The sequence below is a fragment of the Streptomyces sp. NPDC024555 genome, from assembly GCF_055559335.1.
The window spans coordinates 1-12553 of sequence record NZ_JBVHKV010000017.1; the positions used below are offsets into that span (position 1 = coordinate 1).

The 12553-nt window shown below is 74.5% G+C and carries 7 protein-coding genes; 1 reads left to right on the plus strand and 6 read right to left on the minus strand.

The annotated features are described in order from the left end of the window. Positions 1-145: 145 nt before the first annotated feature. The 4 genes from ACZ4FH_RS27090 to ACZ4FH_RS27105 form a co-directional block, all read right to left on the minus strand. Positions 146-3508 (minus strand): S8 family serine peptidase, encoded by a 3363-nt coding sequence (locus tag ACZ4FH_RS27090; RefSeq protein ID WP_467308049.1) that lies wholly within the window; start codon positions 3506-3508, stop codon positions 146-148. After that, positions 3505-3657 carry a hypothetical protein gene (locus tag ACZ4FH_RS27095; RefSeq protein ID WP_467308051.1) on the minus strand — a complete coding sequence of 51 codons (153 nt, stop codon included), beginning with the start codon at positions 3655-3657 and terminating at the stop codon, positions 3505-3507. The genes ACZ4FH_RS27090 and ACZ4FH_RS27095 overlap by 4 nt, the downstream gene beginning before the upstream one ends. Before the next feature lie 115 nt (positions 3658-3772). Further along, the gene (locus tag ACZ4FH_RS27100; protein ID WP_467308053.1) at positions 3773-6724 is read right to left on the minus strand and encodes an ATP-binding protein; all 2952 of its coding nucleotides are present in this window, start codon (positions 6722-6724) and stop codon (positions 3773-3775) included. A 210-nt stretch (positions 6725-6934) separates the two neighbouring features. Beyond that, a complete protein-coding gene (locus ACZ4FH_RS27105) occupies positions 6935-7861 on the minus strand; it encodes an LLM class F420-dependent oxidoreductase (protein WP_467308054.1) in 927 nt (308 codons plus the stop codon). A gap of 149 nt (positions 7862-8010) precedes the next feature. Here ACZ4FH_RS27105 and ACZ4FH_RS27110 point away from each other — a divergent pair, with 149 nt between their 5' ends. Further along, the gene (locus ACZ4FH_RS27110) at positions 8011-9456 is read left to right on the plus strand and encodes a glyceraldehyde-3-phosphate dehydrogenase (protein ID WP_467308056.1); all 1446 of its coding nucleotides are present in this window, start codon (positions 8011-8013) and stop codon (positions 9454-9456) included. Positions 9457-9576: 120 nt separating this feature from the next. Here ACZ4FH_RS27110 and fusA read toward each other — a convergent pair whose 3' ends face one another. Together fusA and ACZ4FH_RS27120 are read right to left on the minus strand one after the other, a co-directional pair. Further along, complete coding sequence (gene fusA / locus ACZ4FH_RS27115; protein ID WP_467308057.1) at positions 9577-11670, minus strand: elongation factor G; 2094 nt, start codon at positions 11668-11670, stop codon at positions 9577-9579. Between the two features lie 503 nt (positions 11671-12173). Further along, a complete protein-coding gene (locus tag ACZ4FH_RS27120; protein WP_467308059.1) occupies positions 12174-12479 on the minus strand; it encodes a hypothetical protein in 306 nt (101 codons plus the stop codon). Between the last annotated feature and the right edge of the window lie 74 nt (positions 12480-12553).

A 12553-nucleotide genomic window follows, 5' to 3' on the forward strand; every position in this document is an offset into this window, starting at 1 on the left:
TTATCCCTTCGCCGCCCGGCGGGGGGGGGGGGGGGGGGGCCGGCGCCCCCCACCCCCCCCCCCCCCCCCCCCCCCCCGCCCGCCCGCCCGGCGCCCCCCCGGGGCCGCCCGCCCGCCTCGTGCACGGACCGGGGTCCGTGGGGAATCATCCCGTCGCGGAACCCGCGGACCCGCCCGTGAAGTCGATCCGGACCTCGTTCGAGCAGTGCCGCGTGCCCACGTCGCAGAGCCGGTACGTGTACACCGGCCTGCCCCGCACAGCGATCCGGTCCGTGTGGCGCCCGGTGTTGGGCACGGTCGCCACGACCCTGCCGTTCCGGACGACCTCGACCTTCGCGGTGGCCGCGCCGTCCCAGGTGAGCGCCGTGCGGTGCACGCCCCGGACCACGTCGCCCGTGGCCTTCATCTCGTACCGCGCTCCCGTCCGCACCTTGACCACCTGACCGGGGCCGGTCATCGTGCCGAAGTACGCGTAGTCGCCGCGCGGGTCGACGACACCGGAGATCAGGGCGTCCTCGTCATCGGCGAGGGTGGTGTATCCGGCGCCCTCGAAGCGCTCCAGATCGACGTTGACGACCCGTCCCGGCACGGTCAGGGTGCCGAAGGAGGCGTACCGCCCGCCCGGGTCCATCACGGCGGAGAAGAACGCCGCGCCCCCGGGCGGGGAGATCGTCCCGGCGTGCTCGAAGGCCGCGAGGTCCACCCGGGCGACCTTGCCGCCCCCGCCGCCCTCACCGGTGCCGAAGTAGGCGTACCGGTCGTCCGGGGCGATGACCGCCGAGCGCAGATAGGCCTGGTTGTCGGGCAGGGCGAGCGAGGCCGTCTCCTTCATGGCGGCCAGGTCGATCTTCGCCACGCGTCCCTGCGGGTAGGTCAGGGTGCCGAAGTAGGCGAACGCGCCCCGGGAGTCGATGACGCCGCTGCTGAGGAAGTCCTCGCCCGCGGGGAGCGTGACCGCGTCGGCCCGGGTGAAGGTGGTCAGATCGACCTTCACCACCCGGCCCGGACTGGTGCCCGTACCGAAGTAGGCGTATGTCCCCGACGGGTCGATCACGGCCGAGCGCAGATTGTCCTCGCCCGCGCCGAGCACGAGGATCTTGTCCATGGTGAACGTGGCGAGGTCGATCCGCACGACGCGGCCGGGGTTCGCCGCGACCGCGAAGTAGGCGTACGTCCCGGCCGGGTCCATCACCGCCGCCTGGAGCAGCTTCTGTCCGACCCCGACCGAGACGGTGCCCACCCGCTCGAACGTCCTGAGGTCGATCTTGGCGATGTGCCCGGGGAGCGGATCCCGCGCGTTGGAGGTGCCGAAGTAGCCGTACCGGCCCTCGGGGTCGACGACCGCGACGTCCATGTTCTTCTCCGTCCCGCGCATCCGCAGCGTCCCCGTGCGGGCCGGGATCACCGAGCCGGTGCCGCTCACGGCCACCCGGCGCGGCCGGTACGTGGCGTTGTCGAGCAGCGAGATCGTGCCCTTCCGCTCTCCGACGGCGGTCGGCCGGAAGGAGATCCCGACCGTGCAGTGCTCCTTGCGGGCCAGGGTGAACGGGGCGGAGCCGCAGGTCCCGGCCTCGTGGACGAACGCGCCGTCGTGGTCGGTGACCGACCACACGGTCACCGGGCGGCTGCCGTTGCTGGTCAGCGTGACGGTCACCGGGCCTCCGGTGGTCCCGATCGGCACCGAGCCGAAGTCCGTCCGCCCGACCGTCAGATCGAGGACCTTCCCGGGGCGGGCGCCCAGCGCGAGATCGGCGCTCTCCGTGGCGCCCTCGGCGACGGTGACGTCCGCCGTTCCCGTGGTGTACGCGGGGGCCGCGGCCGACAGGGTGTACGCGCCGACCGAGGCGGGGAACGTGTAGCGGCCGTCCGCCCCGGTCGTCCGCTCCAGGCCCACCGGGCGGCCCTCGCCGTCCCGGAGCGCCACGGTGGCACCGGCGAGCGGCTCGCCGTTCGTCGCGTCGGTGACCAGACCGGTGACGGTGCCGGTCGCCCCGCGCGGCGCCTTCGTCACGGCGGCATGGGCGTCCAGCCGGCCCTGGCCGTAGACGTTGTTGTCGCCGGCCGTGCCGCCGCACGAGACGTCGTCCACGTCCACGGCGGTCTCGTCGAGCAGCCGGCGGGTCTCCTCGATGTCACGGGCGACCGACGGCGCGGCCGACCACAGCAGCGCGATGGCCCCGGCCACATGCGGTGCGGCCATCGAGGTGCCGCTGCCGACGGCGTACTTCCCGCCGGGGTAGGCCGAGCGGACCGCCACACCGGGCGCGGAGACGTCCGGCTTGATCAGTCCGTCGCCGAAGGCCGAGGGGCCCCGGCTGGAGAAGGAGGCGACGTTCCCGTCCGGGTCGAAGGCGCCGACGCCGTAACTCTCCGGCATGTTCCCCGGGTTGCCGTCCGTGGAGCAGGCGGGTCCCTCGTTGCCGTTGGAGAAGACCGGGAAGATCCCGGCAGCCACCCAGGCCTTCACCGTCTGCTGGAACCACGGATCGTTGCCCGCGGCCGAGCTGCCCCAGGAGTTGTTGATCACGTGCGGGCGCAGATCGGGGCGCGGGTTCTTCCCGCGCGCGTCGGTCGGGGCGAGCATGAACTGCCCGGCGGCCAGCAGCGAGCGCTGGGTGCAACTGCTGAACTCGCACCCCTTGGCCGAGATCCACCGGGCCTCCGGGGCGACCCCGACATGGTTCCCGGGACCGTCGTCGCCGACCATCGTGCCGAGGGTGTGGGTGCCGTGGCCGACGTTGTCGCAGGGGGTGCTGTTGATGACGCCGCAGACGATCGCCGGGTCGTACCAGTTGTAGTCGTGGGTGAAGGTTCCGTCGCCGTTGTTGCCCCGGTACTGCTTCACCAGCGCCGGATGGTCGAACTGGGCGCCGGAGTCGATGCTGCCGACGACGATGCCCCGACCCTTCGCGCCGTACTCCTCCCACACCTTCGGGGCGCCGATCCGGTCCACGCCCCACTCCACGTCGTCGACGGCCGGTTCGGCGGCCGTGGCGGTGAGCTTCGGCAGGGCGTAGGTCCGGTCGGCGGCGACCCGCTCGACGCCCGGCAGCTTCTCGATCCGGGCGAGCAGGGCGGCGTCGCCGGTGACCTGCACGGCGTTGGCGAGCCAGTAGGGCGTGTACGTGTACGCCTCGGTGCGCGCCGGCCGGTGCGCGTCGGCGTCGCGCACCGTCTCGATGAGCCCGGCCTGGCTGGCGGACGCGGTCTCCACGAGCCGCTCGCGCACCTCACGGCCCTGCCGGGTCCGGTCCTCGATCCGGGCCGCGCCGCTCAGATCGGCACGGTCCTCGAAGTAGACCCAGAACGTCGACCGGCCCTGGGCGGCCAGGTCCTCGGTGACCTCGGACTCGACGGCGGGGCGGTCGCCCCGGGGCGCGGGGGCGGGAGCGGCCTGGGCGACGGCGGGGAGCCCGGCCGCCGCGAGTCCGACGGCCAGGAGCAGGGCCCGCAGGCGGGGTACGGCGGCGCGTCGGCGACCGGGTCCGTTCTTCCATGGGAGTGTCACAGCGGTTCGAACCCTTCCTCGTACGACTCGTGGTCGTGGGCATGGCCCTCGGGCCGGCCGTCCGGGGGCGGCAACGGGGGTTCCGGCGGGGGCGGTGGGGCGTCGGGCCCGGGGTCGGGCGCGGCGCCGTCGGGCGACGGGTGGTTCATGACCGCTCAGCCTCGGGGCGCCGCGCCCGCCGTGCGAGTGTCCGGATGACCCAATCAATGGGGGCCGCCCGTGGAATGGGCCGTCCGGGGAGGGGGAGCGGACGCGGTACGCCGCTCAGGCGGGGGCGGAGCCGTCCCCGTCGGCCGCGAGCAGTCCGGCCTCGGCCGCCGCCATGGCCGCCGCCGTCCGGGTCGTGACCCTCAACTTCCGCATGGCCGAGCCCAGATGGCGGCCCACGGTCCGGGGCGACAGGAACAGCGCCTCGGCCGCCTCACGGTTGGTCAGCCCCCGGGCCACCAGGGCCAGCACCTGGCGCTCCCTCGGCGAGAGCGCGTCCCCGTAACCGCGCCGCCCGCGCCGCCAGGGACGGACGACGTCGTCCCCCGCACCCCGCAGCACACGTGCGATCCGGTCCCCGTCCCGGGCGGCCCCCAGCGCCGTGAGCCTCGGATGCGCGGCGCGCAGCACATCGAGCCCGTCCTCGCGGCCCGCCGCGACCAGACAGCGGCCGAGCCCTTCGAGGGCCAGCAGTTCGTCGTACGGGCGGGGGAGCGCGGCCCAGACCTCGGCGGCGGCCCGGTAGTGGCCGGCGGCCCCGGCGGGGTCGCCGCCGTGCTCGGCCAGGACCGCCGCGCAGAGCGACGAAGCACCCGCCGCGGCGGGCGCGCGCGACGGGCCGGTGGCGGCACGGAACGCGGCGGCGAAGGAGACGGCCTCGGCGTCCCGCCCCGCGCGGACCAGCGCCTCGGTGTGGACGGGCGCGAGATCGGCGAACCACAGCCACACGCCCTTGGCGGCGACGGCCCGCGCGGCCGGCTCCGTCAGCTCCAGCGCCGCCCCCGGGTCCCCGTCCCGGAGCGCGCGGCGGCCGAGCAGCGCCCGGGGGAGCAGGGCGACCGGCTCGGCGATGCCCAGCGCGTCCAGTTCGCGGGCCGCGCCGCGCAGTTCCGTGCCGTCGTCGGCGGCGGCCGGTGCGGTGACTCCCGTGACCAGGCCCGCGAGCACCCGGGCCACCAGGGCGTCGTGGAGCTCCGTCGTCTCCGCGTCCGCCAGCCGGCGCATCGCGGCGGGGAGCCCGTCCCAGTCACCGGTGTGCCAGGCGAGCAGGGCCTCGATCAGCCGCGAGCCCTCGGCGACCCGGTGGTGCTCGGCGTCCGGGATGAGAGCGGCGGCCGCGCGCAGCAGCTCCCGGGTCTCGTCGTAGCGGCCCCAGGGCAGGGCGGCCGCCGCCACGTTGAGCAGACCGGTGGCCAGAACGCCCAGATCGCGCGGGCCCGCGTCCTCCGGGCGGCGCAGCTCCCGTACCGCCGTCCACGCCGAGGCGTCGCCGAGCAGCAGCAGGGTCGCGGCGCGGGCGGTGGAGACGGCGATGCGCAGATGGGCCGACTCGGCGCGCCGGGCCCGGTCCTCCGCGCGGCGCAGCCAGTCGAGATGGCGGCCGGCGGGCCAGTCCGGGACCACCGGCATGGCGAGGCTGCACATGGTCACCCCCGCCAGGTCCGGGCGGTGCCGCAGCTCGGGCACGGCCGCCTCGAACTCGGCGAACGCGGCAGGGCGGCGCCCCGCCCGCCACAGCACCCGGCCCAGCAGCAGCCGCAGTTCACCGCTGTCGGCGCGGTCCAGGCGGGGATCGTCGATGACCGAGCGGATCGCGTCCACGGCCGTGTCCATGAGGTCGCCCAGGGCCGCCCCGCCGTAGAACACCGCCTCGCCCAGCTTGGTGGCGAGCCGGCGGCGCCGGCCGGCGGGCCCCTCCACGCCGTCGCCGGGGGAGACGGGGTCCGGATCGGTGTCCAGGAGCTGGAGCAGCAGGGCGACGGCGTCGCGGTCGTCGCCGGACTCCAGCGCCACATCGGCACCGGCCTCCGCGTACCGCGACCAGGCCACCGGATCGCCGGACTCGCGGCTGTGGTGAGCGAGTCGTTCGAGTGCGTCCGGGGCCCGCCGCTGCCAGGCGGCCGCCGCACGGGCGTGCAGGGCGCGGCGGCGGGAGACGGGCATCGAGGTGCCGACCGCCTGCGCGTCCAGGCCGTGCCGGAACACGAAGCGGCCGGCCCCGCTCTCCTGGAGCAGCCCCGAGGAGAGTGCCACGGCGAGCCCTTCGGCCGTCCCCTCGGGCGTCGTCCCGGCCACCTCGGCGAGCAGCCCCGCGTCGGCCGGGACACCGAGGACCGCGGCCGCCTCCAGCAGCCCGCGCCCCGTGCCCGTGATCCGGGTGAGCCGTTCCAGGACGGAATCGCGCACGGTGGCGGGCACTTCGAGGTCGTCCAGGACCCGACGGATCCAGCGGCCCCCGCGCCGGACGACGTCGCGGCGGTCCGCCAGCAGCCGCACGCACTCCTCCACCGCCAGCGGCACCCCGTCCGTGCGCTCGCGCAGGAACGCGGCGAAGTCCGCCGAGACCCGCTCGCCGTCGAACATCGAGCCCACGAGCCGGCCGGTCTCCGCGGCCGACAGCGGTCCGAGGGCGATCCGGACCCGGCGCACACCGACCGGGGCGCGCGAGGTGAGCCGCAGCAGCGAGGGGGCCTCGGCGATCTCGTCCGGACGGAGGGTGACCACGAGCGAGCGGGTGCCGGTGCCCGAGGCGACCAGGGTGAGGAGCAGTTCGATCGTGGTGGTGTCGGCCCAGTGGGCGTCCTCGACGACCAGGACGTCCACGGCGAGCCGGTCCAGCAGTTCGGCCAGGGCGCGGAAGAGCCGGTGACGGGTGGCCCCGGCCGTCTCCAGTGGGTCGAGCGGCGGCGGGAGCAGCGCCGCCCATTCCGGGAAGAGGGGGCGCAGCGCGCCGGCGATCGGGCTGAGCCCGTCCGGGACCCGGTCGGGGCTGAGCCGCCTGACGCCGTCCACGACCGGTCCGAGCGGGAACGGTTCGGAGAGCGGCGGCGCGGTGCACCACAGCACGGTCCCGGTGGTGGCGCCGAGGACCTGGCGGACCAGCCGGCTCTTGCCGATGCCGGGTTCGCCCTCCACCACGACGAGGGCCGGGCCCCCGGCGACCGCCTCGCCGAGGGCCGCGACCTCCGGCTCCCGGCCGACGAAGTCCGGCCCGCCCCCGACCGTCACACCGATTCCCCCTCGCCGTCCCGCCCCGGGCCGTCATGCCCTCGACCGCCCGCCCGCCCGTTCCAGCGGTGATCATGACAGAGCGGCCGGGGGCGGGACAGAGGGCGGACAGAGGACCGGGCGCCGGTGGCCCGTACCCCACGAGCCGGGGGCCGGGCCGCGCGGCGACGCCGGAACGCGCTGCCCCGCGGACGAGCCGCCGTCCCGGGCCTACCCCGCCGCCAGTTCCCCGAGCAGGCGCCACGTCCGGCGGCGGTTCGCCTCCCCGGCCAGGTCCGTGCCGGAGAACACCACCTCCGTCGCCCCGGCGTCCCGGTAGCGCCGCACCTCCTCGGCCACCGCCTTCTCGCCGCCGATCACGGCCACGTCCCCGGCCCGGCGGGCCCCGGAGAGCTCGATGACCCGCGCGTACGAGGGGAACTGTTCGTAGAACGCCAGCTGCTGCGTCGCCAGCGCGCGGGCGTTCTCGGGATCGTCGGTGACCACGCCGTGGACCAGGGCCACGATGCGCGGCGCCGGACGGCCGGCCGCCTCGGCGGCGGCGGTGACGGCCGGGACGATGTGCTCGGCGAGCGCCCGGGGACCCGCGAGATAGGGCAGGATCCCGTCCGCCAGTTCGCCGCTCGCCCGGAGCGCCTGCGGACCCATCGCGGCCACGAGGAGCGGGACCCCGCCCTCGGCGCCCGGGACGCGGGCGGGGAGCGGGGTGGAGGCGGTGATCAGCTCGCCGTGGAAGTCGGCCGTCCCCTCCTCGGTGAGCTGCCGCAGCGCGGTCAGGAACTCCCGCAGCCGGGCGATCGGCCGCTCGTAGGGGATGCCGAAGCCCGTCTCCGTCAGCGGTTTCGTGCCGAGCGCCAGACCGAGGTGGTAGCGCCCGTGGGTCGCGGCCTGGGCCGTCTGCGCCTGACTGGAGACGATGAGCGGATGGCGCCCGAAGACCGGGATCGCCGAGGTGCCCACCTGGAGGCCGGGCACCTCACGGCCGACGATCGCCGCGAGCTGCGGGGAGTCGGCGCCGAAGGTCTGCCCGAACCAGGCGGACCGCAGCCCCGCGGCGGCGGCCTCCCGGGCGAGGTCCACGGTGGCGTCGATCTGGTTCTCGGACGCGGTCGCGCTGAGCGCTACTCCTAAGGTCATGCAGGGGGAACCGGGCGCCGGCACCCCCGCATTCCGGATCGCGTATGTCGGGTTCGTGTCGGTCGTATGAACCCGTTCGAACACCCCCGGCATGATCGAAAGAGCGACGGGTTACCATATGAGCGCCGCCTAGCTCGAAAGATAAACCTGTGACTGTCAATGACGACTCGTTCACCAACTGGATGCACCGCGAGGAGATCGCGGAGTCGATGATCCCGATCATCGGGAAGCTGCACCGCGAGAGGGACGTCACCGTCCTCCTCCACAGCCGCTCCCTGGTGAACAAGTCGGTGGTGAGCATCCTCAAGACCCACCGCTTCGCCCGGCAGATCGACGGCGAGGAGCTCTCGGTCACCGAGACGATGCCCTTCCTCCAGGCCCTCACCACGCTCGACCTGGGCCCCTCGCAGATCGACATCGGCATGCTCGCCGCCCTGTACAAGGCCGACGACCGCGGTCTGTCCGAGGCCGAGTTCGCCGCCGACGCCGTCGCCGGTGCCACGGGCGAGAACAAGATCGAGCGCCGCGAGTCCCGCGACGTCGTGCTGTACGGCTTCGGCCGCATCGGCCGGCTCCTCGCCCGGCTCCTCATCGAGAAGGCCGGCTCCGGCAACGGACTGCGGCTGCGCGCCATCGTCGTACGCAAGGGCAAGGGCCAGGACATCGTCAAGCGCGCCTCGCTGCTGCGCCGCGACTCGATCCACGGACAGTTCCAGGGCACCATCACCGTCGACGAGGAGAACAACCGGATCGTCGCCAACGGCAACGAGATCCAGGTCATCTACTCCGACGACCCCACGTCGGTCGACTACACGGCGTACGGCATCGACGACGCCATCCTGATCGACAACACCGGCAAGTGGCGCGACCGCGAGGGCCTCTCCCTCCACCTGCGTCCCGGCATCGCCAAGGTCGTCCTCACGGCCCCGGGCAAGGGCGACGTCCTCAACGTCGTGCACGGCGTCAACCACGACATGATCAAGCCCGACGAGCAGATCATCTCCTGCGCCTCCTGCACCACCAACGCGATCGTGCCGCCGCTGAAGGCCATGGCGGACGAGTACGGGGTGCTGCGCGGCCACGTCGAGACGATCCACTCGTTCACCAACGACCAGAACCTGCTGGACAACTACCACGGCTCCGACCGCCGCGGCCGTTCCGCGCCGCTCAACATGGTGATCACGGAGACGGGCGCCGCCTCGGCCGTCGCCAAGGCCCTCCCGGACCTGGAGGCGACCATCACGGGCAGCTCCATCCGGGTGCCCGTGCCGGACGTGTCGATCGCCATCCTCAGCCTGAAGCTCGGCCGCGAGACCACCCGCGACGAGGTCCTCGAATACCTCCGCGACGTGTCGCTGACCTCGCCGCTCAAGCGGCAGATCGACTTCACGACCGCCCCCGACGCGGTGTCCAGCGACTTCATCGGCTCGAGGCACGCCTCCATCGTGGACGCGGGCCCCACCCAGGTCGACGGCGACAACGCCATCCTCTACCTCTGGTACGACAACGAGTTCGGCTACTCGTGCCAGGTCATCCGGGTCGTGCAGTACGTCTCCGGCGTGGAGTACCCGACCTTCCCCGTTCCGGCGAACTGACCGCCGGACCCCAGGCCCCGGTGGCCCGCTCGCACGAACGGGCAGGCCACCGGACTTACCTCGCAGGTCCCGCAGGGGCCGGTCCCACCCGTCACGGGCGGGACCGGCCCCTGCCGGTGTTCAGCCGCCGGAGCGCACCACGGACGCCGCCGGAGCCGGGGCGTACCCGGCCGCCCGGGTGGTGAACGTGCCCCGGCCCTGCGTACGGCTGCGCAGCGCCGTGGCGTAGCCGAACAGCTCCGCCAGCGGCACGGTCGCCGTGACGACCACCGCACCGGCCCGCGCCGCCGAACCGGACACCCGGCCGCGCCGCGCCGCCAGATCGCCGAGCACCCCGCCCACCGACTCGTCGGGCACGGTCACGGTGACCTCCGCCACCGGCTCCAGCAGCACCATCGCGCTGGCGCGGAGCGCCTCCCGCAGCGCGAACCGCCCCGCCGTACGGAACGCCATCTCCGAGGAGTCCTTCGGATGGGTCGCGCCGTCGGTCAGCGTCACCCGCAGCCCGGTCACCGGATGGCCGCCGAGCGGACCCTCCGCCAGCGCGTCCCGGCAGCCGGCCTCGACCGCCCGTACGTACTCCTGCGGCACCCGGCCCCCGGTCACGGACGAACGGAACGCGAACTCCGTCCCACCCGCACTCCCGTCCTCCGGCGCCTCCCACGGCTCGACGTCGACGACGACATGGGCGAACTGCCCCGCGCCACCGTCCTGTTTGACATGCCGGTACACCAGACCCGACACGCCCCGCCCGACCGTCTCCCGGTACGAGACCTGCGGACGGCCGACCCGCAGCTCCAGCCCCAGATCCCGGCGGATCTTCTCCGCCGCCACCTCCAGATGGAGCTCGCCCATGCCGGAGAGCACGGTCTGACCCGTCTCCGGATCCGTGCGCACCAGCAGCGAGGGGTCCTCCTCGGCCAGCCGGACCAGCGCGGCCATCAGCCGTTCCGTGTCCGTGCTCCGCCGCGCCTCGACCGCCACCGAGACCACCGGATCGGCCACCACGGGCGGTTCGAGGACCAGCGGGGCGTCCGGCGCGCACAGCGTGGCCCCGGCCCGCGCGGCCTTCGGACCGATCACGGCGACGATGTCCCCGGCCACCGCCGTGTCCACATCGACATGGCGGTCCGCCCGGACCCGCAGGATCCGGCCGATGCGCTCCGTACGCCGCGTCCCGGCGTCCAGCACCGATTCCCCCTTTCCGACCGTGCCCGAGTACACCCGCAGATAGGTCAGCCGGCCCGTCGGCCCCGCACTCACCTTGAACGCCAGCGCCGCGAACGGCGCCGCCGGATCGGCGGCCCGCTCCTGCTCCCCGTCACCGGCCGCGCCGCGTACCGGCGGCACGTCCAGCGGCGAGGGGAGGTACGCGACGACGGCCTCCAGCAGCGGTTCGACCCCCCGGTTGCGGTACGCCGAACCGCACAGCACCACGACGCCCTCACCGGTGCGGGTCAGCTCCCGCAGGGCGGCGGCCAGTGTCGTGTCCGCGAGCGCCGCACGCGCGCAGAACTCCTCCAGCGCCTCCGGATGCAGTTCGGCGACCGTCTCCTCCAGCAGCCGTCTGCGCCGCCCGGCCTCCTCCCGCAGCTCCTCGGGAACCTCCCCCTCCTCGTACGTGTCCCGGCCGTCGGCCCAGACGAGCGCCCGCATCCGGACCAGGTCCACCACACCGGTGAAACCGTCCTCCCGGCCGATCGGCAGCTGGACCACGAGCGGAACGGTCCGCAGCCGGTCCCGGATCGAGGCGACGGCCGCGTCCAGGTCGGCGCCGGCCCGGTCCAGCTTGTTGACGAACGCGATGCGCGGCACCCCGTACCGGTCGGCCTGGTGCCAGACGGACTCGCTCTGCGGCTCCACGCCCGCGACGGCGTCGAAGACGGCGACCGCCCCGTCGAGCACCCGCAGGGAACGCTCCACCTCGTCGGCGAAGTCGACGTGCCCCGGTGTGTCGATGAGGTTGATGCGGTGACCCGCCCAGGAACAGGTCACGGCCGCCGCGAAGATGGTGATCCCGCGGTCGCGCTCCTGGGAGTCGAAGTCCGTGATCGTGGTGCCGTCGTGGACCTCGCCGCGCTTGTGGGTCGTGCCGGTGGCGTAGAGGATCCGCTCGGTGACGGTGGTCTTGCCGGCGTCGACATGGGCGAGGATGCCCAGGTTGCGCACCCGGTCGAGCGGGCTGGTGGGCTTGCGGTGGGGTTCGGTACGCACGGTCCGTGCCTTTCGGGGTGATCCGGAAGAAGACGGCGCGAATGCCCGGACGAAGCGGCCCCGGCCGGGACCGGAGGATCCCCTCGACCATCGCGCGGCACGGCGTCAAAGGCCGGTGCCGCGATGGACGGTGCGTCAGGAAGCAGGTGGGGATCAGGCGTTCGTCAGGGTGTCCGGGGCCGGCCGCGCAGCCGGCGCCGGGCGGACCTGGACACCAGGATCACCTCGTACCGCGACGGGGGCACGACGACGGCGGTGCGCTCACGCATGGCCGGTCTCCCCTCGATGATCACGGTGTGCACGGCGGCGAGCTGCCGCGGTGCGGGTGCGCAGCGAGTCTACGGAGCCGGTCGCGGCGGGGGGAACCGGTTTTCCGGCGCTGTGGCGGTCCCGTCGCCGTACGGGGACGGACCCGTGGCGCGCGGCGCGCAACCACGCCGTGCGCCCCGGGGTGTCTCCCCAACGACCGCCGAGCGCCGAGGAGGTGGGCGCCCGTGCTGCGTCTACCGGAAGCGCTGACCCGGGCGGCGCCGCCCCGCTCCCGGGCGCCGCGACAGCCCGCGCGGCGCCGACGGCCTCCACCGGCGGGCACTGCGCAGGGCGCTGCGCCCGCAGTCGCGCCATTCGGCGGGCGAGACCCCTGAGCCCTGGGGATTGCGGGTGATCAGCGCGTTGACCGGGGTGTGCGGGTCGAGCGCCAGGGTGCGGGCCACCAGGACACCGATCACCAGCGGGGCCAGGCTGACGGCCAGTGCGGTGCCGGTGCCGGCCATCTTCCGGATGCGCGCGCGGGGTGCTTCGGGAGCCATGGCCCCATTCCAGCGCCGACGGGACACGGCGGGATGGGGCGGCGTACTCAGACCGGACGGCCCGGGTACTCACC

Bases quoted from the DNA above. Each gene is read 5' to 3' on its own strand.
- ACZ4FH_RS27095 (WP_467308051.1), bottom strand. From the start codon at position 3,657: ATGAACCACCCGTCGCCCGACGGCGCCGCGCCCGACCCCGGGCCCGAC.
- ACZ4FH_RS27105 (WP_467308054.1), bottom strand. From the start codon at position 7,861: ATGACCTTAGGAGTAGCGCTCAGCGCGACCGCGTCCGAGAACCAGATC.
- ACZ4FH_RS27120 (WP_467308059.1), bottom strand. From the start codon at position 12,479: ATGGCTCCCGAAGCACCCCGCGCGCGCATCCGGAAGATGGCCGGCACC.